We start from the raw sequence: 14,935 nt of genomic DNA on the forward strand, positions 1-14,935 counted from the left end.
TGTTTTTTTGTCACTCGAATTAGGAGAAGTCACACAAGTAAATCAGATTAGCAATGTAGAAAATTTCTCCCTCAGATTTTTCTCCAAAATGACAATATTGTCGATATACCGGCTGAATCTAATCCAAAACATTCAAAATTTTCAATCCTAACACAATGCCATTCTGCTCAATTCCGCTTTGGTAAGAATGAACATAATCTACTCTGAATATTTTAAATTTCCCAAGACCTAAATTATCTAAACCAACAGTAAATTCTGAATATGGTTTTCTGTCAGGAATGGCAAGACTATGAAAACCAAGATTAAGTGTGGATTTTAATTTACTCAATAGCGGAATTTTATTCATAACATAACCTTGGTCATTATGTTCTAAGTGCGCTTCAAAATAACTATCGTTAGTACTGTTGGCATAATAGGGCATTAAGTTAAAAACATTCAGATACCTGTTGCTTGTTCCAATATGTGTTTGGTTGCCGTTAAAATGTTTGTAATCGATAAAGGCAATATCGTCTGCATTAAAGAATTTTCCAGCTTTAAAATTCATTCCCAAAAGACCTTTATTTCCTAATGATAAATCATAAATTACAGCAGTACCAATACGTTCAGATTCATATTTTTTATCACTTCCTGCAAATGCTTTTTCGGCCGTTAGGTAAAGGGTTGGGTACTTTTCGTTTCTGATATTTATTTTTGCATTCGGTCTTGAAATATATTTGTTCCCAAAATTAATTTTTGCTGTCACTGAAGTTTTAAACAAATTGTGTTTCTCAAAAGAGGGGTTATCAAAATCATTGGGTGCTAAAGGATTATTTGAAGAGTAAATATCATCTCTTTTAAAGAAAGAATAATCGGTCGTGTTGAATAAGGGCTTGCGTTGTTCGTAACCTATCTTTGCGTTCAAATTCAAGCCGTTTGCAATATCCTGCGAATAATTAAATTGCGCATATTCTAAGTTGTATAACTTCATATAATTATCCTTAAAAAATAAAGAACTTATAGAGTTGATAAATTTTGTGATTGGTTGTGTGCTATTAAACTGAGTCACTTTAGTTCCTCCGGAAACCCAAATTGTTGCGTAATTTGTTTTATTAAATTGATGCATAAAATTCCCGATAACACGAAAACGTTCATCAGAAAAACCATAATTGAAATCACTACTTAGCGAGGTGCTTTTTCCTTTCTCATCATTCCATTTTCTAAAAGAAAATCCAGTTCCTGCATTTAAACCCTGAACGGTATTGAAACTTGCCGAACTCAGATCTAGCAAACCTTTGTATTCAAATGAGTAGCTTTTGAAAGTGTTTTTGTAATCATAACCCATTATAATATCGAGAACTTTAAATTCATTGTTTTTGCTGTCAACAGAATCAATATATTTTTGAGATTTTCTAATTGTCAATAAACTATCTTTTTTAGTATAATCATCACTTTCTTCAATAGTTAAAGGAATTGGACGAATTTCGCTCCAGAAAGCATCGTCTTTTTTGTTGGCATTGACTTCAAAAGTGACAATTTCGTTCCCGAAAGTTTTCTTTTCGAAAGAAGGCGGAAATTCGTAATTAGAATAAATATAATTGAAGTTACCTGAAAATTTTACTCCAAAACCACCCGCTTTAAAGAATAGGGATTGTGTGTTTTTTGCCCAAATTTTATTTTTAGGGTTATAAGTAAAACTCTGTTTTAGGGTCATGATTTCTGTAAACTCATTTTTCATTCGATAGCCTTTTAGATCTAATTCTACGGCATAAATGGCAAAACTGTCCTCTACAATATAAATGTAACCTTCAAAAACGGGTTCTTTATCACGCTTTGGAGTTACTTTTATTTTATAGATTTGTTGATTATGTTCATCAACAAAGGTGCTTTCGAGTTTATATTTGTAATAATTAAAAGCATTATCGGCAACAGGGGAAATAATTTTGACATCAAAATCAAGTGTGTTTTCATAAAAATCATAAGTAGATAAACTGGCTGTATTATAACTAAATCCTTTGTTGTTTCCTGATATTTTTGAGGCAATAATTTTCTCTTTTAACTTGTTGGGTTTTTCAAAGGTAAGTTTGGAAATGGTTTCTGACAGATATAAAATTCCTGAACCCGTTGAGTCTAAATTGGATGCCATATCTTCTCCAAGATCGACTTTTTGCCCAAGTATTTTTTTAGGCAAATCTTTAATTTTAAACATTCCTTTTGAGTAAAAATCGGCTGTATAACGTGCTGTTTTTTCAGCGTTTTCTTTTCTGTTGTCAATGGCACTTTTTATAATGGCATTGGCAGGATTATTTTTGGGGTCAATTACAACTTCGTTTAGCGTAAAACTTTCCTCCAGCATGGTTACATTTAAAAGTTGTGTTTTAGAGTCAGAAGAAACACCCAGTTTTTGAGTTTTAAAACCTAAGTATTGAAATACGATTTTGTTTTTACCAATTTCTTTTACGTTTAACTGGTAAACACCTTGTTCGTTCGAGGTGGTTCCCCTATACGTGTTTTCTTCAAAAACCGATACAAAAGGCAAAGGATTTCCCTTTTCATCGGTTATAGTTCCTTTGATTTGGGCAAAGTTAGAAATTGAAAAAAATAAAAAGGCAAATAAAGTATAGTTTCTCATGAAAGTTTTTTCTCTCACAAAAATAGAATAAGTAAAAAACCAGCCTATTAATAATTTGTTAAATGTTAAAATCATTATCAGGTTGTTTGCTGAAGCCTTTTTGTGACAATATTTGAGCTCTAAAAAATATTTAGCGACGAATTACGCAAATTTTTACAAATTAATTCGTGCTAATTTGTGTAATTCGTGGCTAATAAATAGTGTTACAACTGTGCAGACTTTCAGTCTGCCAAATCTATGGACTTTCAATCCAGTAGCGGGTTAGTTCAAGAATGATTGAATTGCTAATTCATAGCTTTTTAAGCCAAAACCCAAAATAACGCCTTTAGCATTTCCAGATAAATAGGATTGATGCCTGAAACTTTCGCGTGCATAAGTATTGGATATATGCACTTCAATTATCGGGGTTGTAACTGCTTTTATTGCATCGCCTAAACCAATAGAAGTATGCGTGTAAGCACCGGCATTTAAAATAATTCCATCAAATGAAAAGCCATATTCCTGAATTTTACCAATCAATTCGCCTTCAATATTACTCTGGTAATAAAAAAGTTCAACGTTGGGGAATTTTTGTTTCAACGTTTCAAAATAGTCTTCAAAAGTTTGGCTTCCGTAAACTTCAGGTTCTCTTTTTCCTAAAAGATTCAAATTAGGACCGTTGATTATAGCGATTTTCATATTAAGTTGCGTTTTTGAAAATATTTAGATTTTAAACCATATAAGACATAAGTTCAATTAAGCTAAAATATTTTAATTGAAATTTGACATTGCAATTGATTTTTGCCATTGCCATTGAACTTGGTAAAAATAAAAAAACCGTTCTAATTAACAGAACGGTTTTTATAAAACTATGTGATATTATTTTTAGAACAAGAATCCTACAGATAATTGTACTGTAGAGTTTTTAACATCCGCATTTTTTGAAGCTTCAGTCAGCCCTAAACCATAACGGCCCTGAACAAAAAAGTTTTCAGTCAGTTTGAATCCTAATCCGGCATTAACACCAAATTCGAATGTTTCACCGTTTTCTACATTAAAATCATTTTTTTCACTTAATAAGAAAGATGCTTGTGGTCCAACTTCTAAACTAAATGAATCTGTCAGATAAAATTTAGCCATAACAGGAATAGATAAATAACCTAATTCATTTTTAAATTCACTAACTGCATTTTTATAGTTTGCTCCTTGTGTGGAATACAAAAGCTCAGGCTGAACTGAGAATCTATCCAATAATTTAATTTCTGCTACTAAACCGGCATGATAACTGGTAATACCATCCTTGTCAAAATCATCTCCGTCAAAAGTTGCGTCTCCTGTTTGATTTGCAAAGTTAACCCCAGCTTTTACTCCGATTTTTAATAATTGTGCCTGACTTGTAGTTGATGCTGCAACAAATAAGAAAGCAGCTAAAAGTATTTTTTTCATAATGTTAATTTTAAGATTTAATTTGAATACAAAATAATACAATTAAAAACTCCGACTTCTTATATTTATTGTTTTTGAAGTTTCAATATTTCCATTTTCAAAGCTAAAATTAACAATAAACGGCTAATTTTTATCCATAAGAAAGAATTTTACTAATAATTTTAAAGTTTTTTTATCTAACGGTTTTTAGTGATTTTTAAAAATGTAATCGTTTGATATATAGTTTTTTGCTTCTTTTAATAAGATTTTTATAACGTATTTGATTAAATATTTTAAAATATTATTTGGATTGTTAATGTTAAATACTATAGATTTGTCTTACTAAATAATATTAATTTATCAAAAAAAATGAAAAAAATTACATTATCAATTATTGCGGTTTTAGCATTTGGTTTTACAAATGCACAAGAAGTTAAATTTGGAGTTAAAGGAGGTCTTAATATTGCTAACTTTGGTGGAGATGCAGAAGATACTAAGTCTTTAGTTGGTTTCCACGTTGGAGGTTTTGCTGAAATAAAACTTTCTGATAAATTCGCTATACAACCAGAGCTTTTGTACTCAGCTCAAGGTGCTAAAGAAGAATATTCAGAATTAGGTGAGACTGTTGAAGTAACTCAAAATTTAGGTTACTTAAATATTCCAGTAATGGCTAAATATTATGTAGCTAAGGGCTTTAGTTTAGAAGCTGGACCACAAATAGGTTTCTTGTTAAATGCAAAGTTTAAAGCTGAATATCAAGGTGAATCTGAAGATGAAAGCAATAAAGATGACTTTAAATCAGTTGATTTTGGTGTGAACTTCGGAGCAGGGTATGATTTTACTGAAAATCTTTCGGTTGGTCTTCGTTATAACTTAGGTCTGTCAAATATTTATGAAGATTCAGGTGATTATAAATTAAACAACAATGTTTTCTCAATATCTGTAGGATATAAATTCTAATCTTTAGAATTAATATATTTTTAAAAACCTTCCCTAACCGGAAGGTTTTTTTATACCTGAAAATGTTTTACTTTGCAATTATGAAATGGAATACGTTTATAAAAGATTACCAATCGTATTTGCGAATTGAACGTGGCTTGTCTAAAAATACCATAGAAAATTATGGTTTTGATATTGAACGTTTATGTCTTTTTTTAGAAATCAATCAAATTGATGTTTCTCCATTAAAGATAACTGATGAAACAATTCAGCAGTTTATTTATTCGGTTTCCAAAGAAGTAAATCCAAGATCTCAGGCAAGAATCATCTCCGGACTAAAAAGCTTTTTTAATTATCTTGTTTTTGAAGATTACAGAACCGATAATCCGTTAGAATTAATCGAGAGCCCAAAAACCGGTCGTAAATTGCCCGATACTTTATCCGTTCCCGAAATTGATGCCTTGATAGCGGCCATTGATTTAAGCTCGAACGAAGGAGAAAGGAACAGGGCTATGCTGGAAACTTTATATGGCTGTGGTCTCAGGGTTTCTGAATTGGTTACGCTAAAAATTTCTGATTTATTTTTTGAAGAAGGATTTATTAAAATTACCGGAAAAGGAAATAAAGAACGTTTTGTTCCTATTGGGAATTTAACTCAAAAATATATTGAAATTTATCAGAAAGAAGTCCGCATTCATTTAAATATAAAAAAAGGACATGAAGATACTTTGTTTTTAAATCGTCGGGGAAATCAGCTTACTCGTGCCATGATTTTTACTATAATTAAGGATTTGGCTGTAAAAATTGATTTAAATAAAAATATCAGTCCGCATACTTTGCGGCATTCTTTTGCGACTCATTTACTTGAAAATGGCGCGGACTTACGTTCTATTCAACTCATGCTAGGACACGAATCTATCACAACTACAGAAATTTACGTACATTTGGACAGGAGATTTCTGAAAGAAGTGATGCATAATTTTCACCCCAGAAAATGATTGTTTTCTGATCTGTTATTTGTTATCTGCTTTTTGTCTATAAACAATCCGTTGGGTGTCATTAGTTCTTGATGATAATTTTTCCTCAGTTCGAGTGATTTTCGATAGGAAATTGTATCGGAACAGAAAAATTATTATTAAAAGGGTTCTCATACATTTTTTCGTTCCGTTTCTCTGTACAAAAAACACCCGGACTGACGTTTTTAATAATTACACTCGATTGGGTTCTAAATAATATATTGTAATAAATATACGTTAGTTAAAAAAAACACTTCTTTTTTATTGACGAGAAGATTAAAATACACAAGTAAAATATGGTTTTTAACTTATCAGGCAATGAAAATGAGCAGAAAGCAAATGACTTTTACGAGAAGTTATTTGCTGAAATCCCTGATTCGATTTTTCATTTTATTATTAGTCCGGATAATGCATATTCATTTCCACTGGTAAGCAAATCAATTAAAGAGATTTTTGAATTAAATGCCGAAACCCTTTCTGATGATAGTAAAAATATCATTTATGAAAGAATACTTGCGCAGGATAGAGCATCTTTTATAAAATCTTTGATCAGGGCAAGAAAAGAAGTTTCGCAATGGGAAATTGAATTTAGAAGTGTACTTCCTCAAAAAGGGCTAAGGTGGTTTAAAATTTCTTCTAAATCTGAATTATCATCTGATAGGGGGGTTAGTTTCTTTGGGCGTATTTCTGATATTACAGATATAAAAGACAAGGAGTTAAAGTTGAGGATTTCGGAGGAACGATTTCAATTTGCATTGGAAGCTTCAACTACCGGTATTTGGGATTGGGATATGGTTAATAATACCGTATTTTATTCTTCTTTATCCCTTAAAATACTGGAATTGGTCTCTACTGATATATTTGATAATCCTGAACGATGGGATAAAATAGTCCATCCGGATGACTTGCCTAAATATTACTCTGATATTCAGGAGCATTTTGATAATAAGATTCCGTATTATGAAAATTACCATCGGGTAATGACTTCAAGCGGGAAATACAAATGGATATTAGACAGGGGCAAAGTAATAGAAAGAGATGAAAATGGGAAGCCTTTGCGTGTTATAGGAACCCATACCGATATATCTGAACAAAAAGAAAAAGAGATTGAGCTTCTGAAAACAATGAAATTATATAGTGACCAAAACAGCAGATTGCTGAATTTCTCGCATATTGTATCACACAATTTGAAAACGCAGGCAGGGAATATCACATCAATTTTAGATTTTATAGATCTTGATGAAGAAAAACAAACAATAAATGAGATGCTGCTTCATCTTAGAACAGTTTCAAATGATTTGAATGATACTATTTTAAATTTGACGCAAGTAGTTCAGGTTCAGAATAACGTAAATATCATTGTAAAGTCTTTAAAGTTGAGTCATTATATCAACAAAACAATTTCGGCAATTAAAGTTTACAATTCTGACAGTAAAGTTGTAATTATAAATAATGTACCAGAATATGTTAAGGTTGATTTTAATCCCGCCTATTTAGAAAGTGTCCTGCTAAATTTTACAACAAATGCAATTAAATATGCACATCCTGATAGAAACCCGATTGTTGTTTTTGATTATGGGGTTGATGAAGACGGGCATAAGGCATTAAAGATATCAGATAATGGTTTAGGAATAGATTTATCCCGATATGGTGAATTGTTATTCGGAATGTATAAAACTTTTCATAAGCATAAAGAGGCAAGAGGAATTGGCTTGTATATCACCAAAAATCAAATTGAAGCTATGAAAGGGAAGGTTTTTGTTGAAAGTGAAGTTGGTATTGGAACTACTTTTAAGATTGTTTTTAACGATGAATTATAAATCTTATTGATTTAAAAAAATATAAACAAAAAACTTCTCGTTATACGGAGAAGTTTTTTGTTTATATTTTTCCAGAAGATTATTTAGCAATGTTTACCGCCCTTGTTTCCCTGATAACCGTTACTTTTACCTGACCAGGATACGTCATTTCTGTCTGAATTTTTTGTGAAATTTCGAAAGAAAGATTGGCGGCATTATCATCAGAAACTTTTTCGCTTTCAACAATTACACGAAGTTCCCTGCCTGCCTGAATTGCATAAGCATTTTTAACTCCATTGAAACCGTAGGCTACTTCTTCAAGATCTTTAAGACGTTGAATATAGGAATCTAAAACCTGACGTCTTGCGCCTGGTCTTGCACCGGAAATTGCATCACAAACCTGAATAATCGGTGATAATAAAGATTTCATTTCGATCTCATCATGGTGTGCTCCAATTGCGTTGCAAACTTCTTCTTTCTCACCATATTTTTCAGCCCATTGCATACCTAATAAGGCGTGAGGTAAATCACTTTCAGCATCTGGAACTTTACCAATATCATGAAGTAAACCGGCTCTTTTGGCTAATTTTACATTTAAGCCCAATTCGGCAGCCATGATTCCGCAAAGTTTAGAAACTTCTCTGGAGTGTTGTAATAAATTTTGACCGTAAGAAGAACGGTATTTCATTCTTCCCACAACTTTAATTAATTCCGGATGTAATCCGTGAATACCTAAATCAATAACTGTTCGTTTACCAACTTCAATAATTTCATCGTCAATTTGTTTGGCTGTTTTGGCAACAACTTCTTCAATTCTGGCTGGATGAATACGTCCGTCAGTTACTAATTTATGTAAAGCTAAACGGGCAATTTCTCTACGAACAGGATCAAAACAAGAAAGGATAATAGCTTCCGGTGTATCATCAACAATGATTTCTACTCCTGTTGCAGCTTCCAGGGCTCTGATATTTCGCCCTTCTCGACCAATAATTCTGCCTTTTACATCATCAGATTCAATATTGAAAACAGAAACACAATTCTCAACTGCTTCTTCCGTTCCAACACGCTGAATAGTATTGATAATAATTTTTTTAGCTTCTTGCTGTGCAGTAAGTTTAGCCTCTTCAATAGTTTCCTGGATATGAGACATTGCTTTGCTTTTAGCTTCGGCTTTCAAGCCTTCTACTAATTGCTCTTTTGCTTCTTCAGCAGAAAGTCCTGAAATAACTTCCAATTGTTGTAATTGGCTTTTGTGTAATTTTTCTACTTCGGCTTGTTTTTTATCTAAAATCTCAATTTTATTGTTGTATTCAAGTGTTTTAGCTTCAAAATCATCATTTACTTTTTTAGCTTTAGATAATTCGTTTGAAATTTGAGATTCTTTATCGCGAACTCTTTTTTCAACTTCAGCAACTTTTTTGTCTCTGGATAAAATAACTTGCTCGTGTTCAGATTTTAATTCAATAAATTTTTCTTTAGCCTGAAGAATTTTATCTTTTTTGATGTTTTCAGCTTCTAAATTTGCATCTTTTAAAATTGAGGCTGCTTCTTTTTTAGCATTCTTAATTAAATTAGAAATATTGCTTTTTTCGATAATTTTAGCTATTCCAAAACCTGCTGTAATGCCTATTATACCTGAAATGATGATCGTTATGATGTCCATGTTTGTTAAAATTTATATATAAAAAAGCCTACATTAATTGCTTGAATAAACTCGAAAAGACAAGTTTTGAGCTAACTCACTGTTCAAGTTTCCTCGCAGGAGCGTGGCATGCTTTAGTAGTGATGATTTGCTCATTCTAAATTGTTAGTGTTGAGTTTACCAATTGTGAACTAATGTAGGCAGTATCTTAGTTTCTGTAAAGAACGTTTAATTTTCGAGATATTGATCTAAAAGCAAATTTAATCTTTTAATCCTTTCGATGGTATCTTCTCCATCAATTGCATTGTCAATTTGCTTCTGTTCAACTTGCGAGGCAAATTGTAAAGCACACATTGCCAGTACATCTTGTTTGTCGCGAACAGCATAACTTTCTTCGAACTGCTTAATCATGGTATCAATTTTTTTAGAAGCACTTCTAAGGCCTTCTTCCTGAGCCGGTTCTACCGTTAAAGGATAGACCCTGTCAGCAACTGATATTTTGATTTTAAGCTTTCCGTCCATGTTTACTAGTCTGATAGTTGTGCTATGCAGTAATCAATTTCGCGAATTAATGAATTTATTTTAAGCTTTGTCTCTCTCTTGTTATTGTCGCTGCCGAGCAACGAATTGGCTATTTTTAGGGTGTCGTATTGTTTTTTCAAAGCGTCAATCTCTGCAGATTGTTTCTGTATGATTTGTGCAGCTTTGGATAGTTCTAACTGTAAATCCTGATTCTTTTTCTCTAAACCTTTTGTCTTTACAAAAAGCTTTTCGACTTTATATTCAAGAGTATCAATTATTTCGACAATTACACTCATTATAAATCCTATTCATTACTTAATCATACAAAGTTAGTATTCCTTTTTATTAATGCAATTTTTTATCGCTTTTTTTGCATTAAAAATAGACAAATAAATGAAATTCAAGTAATTGTGTTTTTATGGGTTTGTCTTCGGTTTTAGCTGCTTATTTTTTATCTTAGCAAAAATGTTACTTATGAGATTTTCTGTATTTTTTTTACTTTTTTGTAATTTTATTTTTGCTCAAACCCATTATCCCAAAGATTATTTTCGTTCTCCATTAGATATTCCGATGCAGCTATCCGGAAATTTTGGTGAGTTGAGACCTAATCATTTTCATGCAGGTTTTGATTTAAAAACGAATCAAAGGGAAGGTTTGAATGTTTATGCTGTCGCTGATGGATATGTTTCAAGAATAAAAATATCGACTTTTGGAAACGGGAAAACTATCTACATCACCCATCCAAACGGATATACTTCAGTTTATGGTCATTTGCAGACTACTCTTGGACCAATTCAGGAATATGTTCAGAAAACACATTATAAGGAGAAATCTTTTGAGATTGAAATGTTTCCTAAGCCAGATGAGTTAATCGTTACGAAAGGTCAGATAATTGCCCTTTCCGGAAATACAGGAGCTTCTGAAGGACCGCATTTGCACTTTGAATTTCGTGATTCCAAAACCGAGTTTATTATCAATCCGATGTTTTTCGGATTTGACAAAAATTTTACGGACACAAAAAAACCAACGATTTCCAGCTTATATGTTTATCCGCTGGATAATACAACAGTCAATCAATCAAAACAACCTTTATTACTGAATCTTTCACTGCAGAAAGATGGAACCTATCTGGCCGGTAAGGTAAAAGCAAACGGGAAAATTGGTTTCGGAATCACCGCTGTTGATTTTGATAATGTTTCGTTTAATAAAAATGGTGTTTTTAATGTGTCGACTTTCTTTAACGGAAATCAGAATTTCAATTATCAATTCAATACCTATTCTTTTGATGAGATGCGGTACATTAATGCCTTAATCGATTATTCAAAATATAAGAAGACAGGACAGCGTATTCAAAAACTATTCATGAAAACGCCTTTTGCCTTAAACATTATTAAAACCGATTCGCTTAACGGAGTAATTTTGGCTGAACCAAATCTGACATCCAATTACAGGATTGAGGTCTCTGATTATTATGGAAATTTAAATACGGTTACAGTTCCGATAGAATATGATTCGGCTACACCAATTATAAATGCTGTGCCAGCTACATCGAAATATTTTATCCGTTATGATAAAGACTCAAATTTTGAGAAGGATAATATGTCGGTATTTTTTCCTGCCGGAACATTTTATGAAGATTTTAACCTGAATTTTGATGTAAAAAACAAAAGGATTTACATTCACGATGATACGGTTCCCGTACATTTAAACTTCACGATTACTATTAAGGACAGTACTTACGCTAAGGTATTAAGAGATAAAGTTTTTATAGGCAGGGTAAGTGGAAAAAGCGTTAGTTATAATTCGACAATAAGAAAAAATGATGTTTTTAGCATTAAAGTAAAAACACTCGGTCAATACGGATTGTTTACTGACACTATTGCACCAACAATTACAATTGCAAACCCAATTCAGGATAAATGGATTAGTGATGTAAAGAAAATACAGTTTACAATTAATGATGCTTTATCAGGAATCAAATCGTATAACGGATATTTGAATGGAAATTGGATTTTGTTTGAATATGATAATAAAACCAAAAAAATCACACATAATTTTGAAGATAGTTTATTGTCAGAAGGAGCTAATGATTTAAAAATCGAAGTTGTGGATAATGTGGGTAATTCTGCTATCTTTGAGACTCGTTTTTTTAGAAGTCAAAAAAAATAAAATCTAAACGTTTGAATAATTTTAAGTTAATAATTGTTTTCTTTTTTACCTGCATTGGTTATGTTTCAACAGCTCAGGATGCCCGTATTAAAGGTGTTATTTTAGATAATGAAAATCATCCTGTAGCAGATGTAAATATTGCTGCCGGTGATAAAGTTTCGCAATCTGATGTGAAAGGTTTTTTTGAAATTACAGTTTCAGCAAATAAAAAAACCGTTTTGGTTTTTACGCATATTTCTTTAAAGATGATGACATTAACTGTGAATTTAAAACCTAATGAATTGTTGGTTTTTAATCCCGTTATGAATAATTCTGAAGAGCAAATGGGAGAAGTTTTTGTGACTTCAAAAAACAAAAAACGTGTTCAGGGGATTACAGTTATTGATCAGGCTACAATAAAAAAAATACCCGGGGCTAATGCAGGAATCGAAAATATCCTTAAAACATTGCCAGGTGTAAATTCAAACAATGAATTGAGTACACAATATGCGGTTCGTGGAGGTAATTATGATGAGAATTTAGTTTATGTTAATGAAATTGAGGTATATCGGCCTTTTTTGATCCGGTCAGGGCAGCAGGAAGGGCTAAGTTTTACAAATACTGATCTGGTTCAGAATGTTGATTTTTCTGCTGGAGGGTTTCAGGCCAAATTTGGAGACAAACTTTCGTCTGTACTGGATATTACATACAGAAAACCAACTCAGTTCGGTGCAGTTCTGGAGGCAAGCTTATTGGGAGGAAGTATAGCTGTCGATGCCGTTTCTAAAAATAAAAAATGGTCAGCCGTAACAGGAGTTCGTTACCGAAATAATAGCTTATTAGTGGATAGTCAGGATACTAAAACAAATTACACACCTACTTTTGCTGATATTCAGACCAATATAAATTATGATATTTCTCAAAAATGGCAACTAAGCTTCTTAGGAAATTTATCCCAAAATAAATACCTGTATAGGCCTTTGACCCGCGAAACAAAATTTGGGACAATAGATCAGCCAATGGTATTAGCGGTTTATTATGAAGGGCAGGAAAAAGATCAATATGATACTTATTTTGGGGCTTTAAAAACCACTTACAAACCATCATCAACATTAACTTTAAAATTTATAGGCTCACTTTTTCATACTATTGAACAGGAACATTTTGATATTTTGGCGCAATATCGTTTAGGAAATGTAAACGATGAAGGAACAACAAATCCTACCGATGTCCAATTTACACGTGGCATTGGTTCTCAACTCAATCACGCACGTAATGATTTAGATGCCTTGATTGCAAATATTGAAATAAAAGGGTTTAAGGAGTGGAGCAATAGTCAGTTAGAATTTGGCTTAAAATATACCAGAGAATCTATAAGGGACAGAATAGTGGAGTGGGAAATTATTGATTCAGCCGGTTTTTCAATTAATCCGCCAATTTTGGATTTGCCAAAAAATAACCAACCATATACCCCTTATACCGGACCACTTTTGCCATATCGAAATATTCGTGCTGTTAATTTTAATGATATTAACAGGTTTTCAGGATATGTACAATGGAATAATAAAACCCAATTAGGATCCAGTCAGTTTTGGTCTACGGTTGGAGCTCGTTTTCAAAGCTGGCAGGTGTCCGGAGCAAATGTAGAAGGGGATACTCAGGTTGTTTTTAGCCCAAGGGCACAATTTGCCTTAAAACCGGATTGGGAAAAGGATATGGTTTTCAGGATTTCCGGAGGGTTGTATTACCAGCCTCCTTTTTATCGAGAACTTCGCGATGCTGATGGTAGCGTTAATCCAGATGTAAAAGCACAACAATCAGTACATTTTGTAATCAGTAATGATTATAATTTTAAAATGTGGGATCGTCCTTTTAAATGGGTTACAGAGCTATATTATAAATCACTTTCGGATGTCAATGTGTATTCGATTGATAATGTCCGCATTCGTTATATTGCCAATAATAATGCTAAGGCATTTGCACAAGGGTTAGATTTCAGGCTAAATGGTGAGTTTGTTCCCGGTACTGAATCGTGGATTAGTTTTGGATATTTGAAAACAGAAGAAAATTACGAAAACAAAGGGTTTATTGCGCGGCCAACTGATCAGCGTCTAAAATTTGCCATGTTGTTTCAGGATTACATGCCTAATATTCCTAGTGTTAAATTATATCTGAATTTAGTTTATAATACAGGATTGCCAGGCGGTTCGCCTTCCTATTCAGATCCGTATTTGTATCAAAACAGGTTAAATGATTATCGTAGGGTAGATGTTGGTTTTTCAAAAGTTTTTATTGATAGCAATGCTAAAATAGCAAAATACAATTGGCTGAAAACCTTTAAGGAACTATCTGTAGGTTTAGAAATTTTTAATCTTTTCAATAATCAAAATACAATAACCAATACATGGGTTCGTGACGCTTATTCAAAAAGAGAATATGGAATTCCTAATTATATGACTACAAGGGTTTTTAATGTAAAGTTGAATGCAAGATTATGATAGAGAAACGAGAAAAAAGAAAAAAGATCTTTTACGTTCCGGGAATGATTTCATTAATCTTTATTCCTTTGCTTTTTTTAAAGACAAATGCTTTTACGGTTTAGTGTTATATGTTTTGGCAAGTGCTAAGCCAAAGCCGATTAATTATTTTGTTTGTAGTTATGCTGAGGCAAATAAAAATATTTGTCTAAAAGAAGCAAAAGAAAAGGAAAGAGAAATTACGCTGTGTCTTATATAAAAAGAACTGGATTCTTTTTTTAGGTTATTTAGGACTTGTGCTTCTCAACATCTTCATTCTAGTAAAATTGAATAAAAATAAATAATACAATCAAAAATACTATATTTGATATTCTTAATAT

General features: G+C 32.3%; 12 protein-coding genes. 6 read left to right on the top strand and 6 right to left on the bottom strand.

The features are described from left to right. Positions 1-118 precede the first annotated feature (118 nt). The 3 genes from J2W48_RS16165 to J2W48_RS16175 form a co-directional block, all read right to left on the bottom strand. Positions 119-2,608 carry a DUF5686 and carboxypeptidase regulatory-like domain-containing protein gene (locus J2W48_RS16165; RefSeq protein ID WP_310282842.1) on the bottom strand — a complete coding sequence of 830 codons (2,490 nt, stop codon included), beginning with the start codon at positions 2,606-2,608 and terminating at the stop codon, positions 119-121. A gap of 261 nt (positions 2,609-2,869) precedes the next feature. Continuing rightward, positions 2,870-3,286, bottom strand: a complete 417-nt coding sequence (gene aroQ, locus J2W48_RS16170; protein WP_310282697.1) for a type II 3-dehydroquinate dehydratase — start codon at positions 3,284-3,286, stop codon at positions 2,870-2,872. A gap of 186 nt (positions 3,287-3,472) precedes the next feature. Beyond that, positions 3,473-4,033: a porin family protein gene (locus J2W48_RS16175; protein WP_310282698.1), complete on the bottom strand. Its 561-nt coding sequence runs from the start codon at positions 4,031-4,033 to the stop codon at positions 3,473-3,475. A gap of 348 nt (positions 4,034-4,381) precedes the next feature. Here J2W48_RS16175 and J2W48_RS16180 point away from each other — a divergent pair, with 348 nt between their 5' ends. The 3 genes from J2W48_RS16180 (at position 4,382) to J2W48_RS16190 (ending at position 7,787) form a co-directional block, all read left to right on the top strand. After that, a complete protein-coding gene (locus J2W48_RS16180; RefSeq protein ID WP_310282699.1) occupies positions 4,382-4,972 on the top strand; it encodes a porin family protein in 591 nt (196 codons plus the stop codon). A gap of 80 nt (positions 4,973-5,052) precedes the next feature. Continuing rightward, complete coding sequence (gene xerD, locus J2W48_RS16185; RefSeq protein ID WP_310282843.1) at positions 5,053-5,949, top strand: site-specific tyrosine recombinase XerD; 897 nt, start codon at positions 5,053-5,055, stop codon at positions 5,947-5,949. 314 nt (positions 5,950-6,263) lie between these two features. Continuing rightward, positions 6,264-7,787, top strand: coding sequence for a sensor histidine kinase (locus J2W48_RS16190; protein ID WP_310282700.1), 1,524 nt, complete (start codon positions 6,264-6,266; stop codon positions 7,785-7,787). Between the two features lie 79 nt (positions 7,788-7,866). Here the strand turns inward: J2W48_RS16190 and rny are convergent, their stop codons facing one another. The 3 genes from rny to J2W48_RS16205 form a co-directional block, all read right to left on the bottom strand. Then, positions 7,867-9,429 (bottom strand): ribonuclease Y, encoded by a 1,563-nt coding sequence (gene rny / locus J2W48_RS16195; RefSeq protein ID WP_310282701.1) that lies wholly within the window; start codon positions 9,427-9,429, stop codon positions 7,867-7,869. 207 nt (positions 9,430-9,636) lie between these two features. Further along, the gene (locus J2W48_RS16200) at positions 9,637-9,930 is read right to left on the bottom strand and encodes a cell division protein ZapA (protein WP_310282702.1); all 294 of its coding nucleotides are present in this window, start codon (positions 9,928-9,930) and stop codon (positions 9,637-9,639) included. A gap of 5 nt (positions 9,931-9,935) precedes the next feature. Then, complete coding sequence (locus J2W48_RS16205; RefSeq protein ID WP_310282703.1) at positions 9,936-10,226, bottom strand: hypothetical protein; 291 nt, start codon at positions 10,224-10,226, stop codon at positions 9,936-9,938. A 178-nt stretch (positions 10,227-10,404) separates the two neighbouring features. Here J2W48_RS16205 and J2W48_RS16210 point away from each other — a divergent pair, with 178 nt between their 5' ends. From J2W48_RS16210 to J2W48_RS16220, 3 genes are read left to right on the top strand one after another with little or no spacing between them, the layout of a single operon-like run. Then, positions 10,405-12,099, top strand: a complete 1,695-nt coding sequence (locus J2W48_RS16210; protein WP_310282704.1) for a M23 family metallopeptidase — start codon at positions 10,405-10,407, stop codon at positions 12,097-12,099. A gap of 11 nt (positions 12,100-12,110) precedes the next feature. Then, a complete protein-coding gene (locus tag J2W48_RS16215) occupies positions 12,111-14,576 on the top strand; it encodes a TonB-dependent receptor (RefSeq protein WP_310282706.1) in 2,466 nt (821 codons plus the stop codon). Further along, a complete protein-coding gene (locus J2W48_RS16220; protein WP_310282708.1) occupies positions 14,563-14,814 on the top strand; it encodes a hypothetical protein in 252 nt (83 codons plus the stop codon). The genes J2W48_RS16215 and J2W48_RS16220 overlap by 14 nt, the downstream gene beginning before the upstream one ends. The last annotated feature ends 121 nt before the right edge of the window (positions 14,815-14,935 follow it).

This window comes from Flavobacterium piscis (genome assembly GCF_031457575.1).
GTDB classification, from domain to species: domain Bacteria; phylum Bacteroidota; class Bacteroidia; order Flavobacteriales; family Flavobacteriaceae; genus Flavobacterium; species Flavobacterium piscis_A.

What these genes read in the sequence shown, in the direction of transcription:
- J2W48_RS16165 (WP_310282842.1), bottom strand. Translation starts at nt 2,608, where the DNA reads ATGAGAAACTATACTTTATTTGCCTTTTTATTTTTTTCAATTTCTAAC.
- J2W48_RS16175 (WP_310282698.1), bottom strand. Translation starts at nt 4,033, where the DNA reads ATGAAAAAAATACTTTTAGCTGCTTTCTTATTTGTTGCAGCATCAACT.
- J2W48_RS16190 (WP_310282700.1), top strand. Translation starts at nt 6,264, where the DNA reads ATGGTTTTTAACTTATCAGGCAATGAAAATGAGCAGAAAGCAAATGAC.
- J2W48_RS16180 (WP_310282699.1), top strand. Translation starts at nt 4,382, where the DNA reads ATGAAAAAAATTACATTATCAATTATTGCGGTTTTAGCATTTGGTTTT.
- xerD (WP_310282843.1), top strand. Translation starts at nt 5,053, where the DNA reads ATGAAATGGAATACGTTTATAAAAGATTACCAATCGTATTTGCGAATT.
- rny (WP_310282701.1), bottom strand. Translation starts at nt 9,429, where the DNA reads ATGGACATCATAACGATCATCATTTCAGGTATAATAGGCATTACAGCA.
- J2W48_RS16205 (WP_310282703.1), bottom strand. Translation starts at nt 10,226, where the DNA reads ATGAGTGTAATTGTCGAAATAATTGATACTCTTGAATATAAAGTCGAA.
- J2W48_RS16210 (WP_310282704.1), top strand. Translation starts at nt 10,405, where the DNA reads ATGAGATTTTCTGTATTTTTTTTACTTTTTTGTAATTTTATTTTTGCT.
- aroQ (WP_310282697.1), bottom strand. Translation starts at nt 3,286, where the DNA reads ATGAAAATCGCTATAATCAACGGTCCTAATTTGAATCTTTTAGGAAAA.
- J2W48_RS16200 (WP_310282702.1), bottom strand. Translation starts at nt 9,930, where the DNA reads ATGGACGGAAAGCTTAAAATCAAAATATCAGTTGCTGACAGGGTCTAT.
- J2W48_RS16220 (WP_310282708.1), top strand. Translation starts at nt 14,563, where the DNA reads ATGCAAGATTATGATAGAGAAACGAGAAAAAAGAAAAAAGATCTTTTA.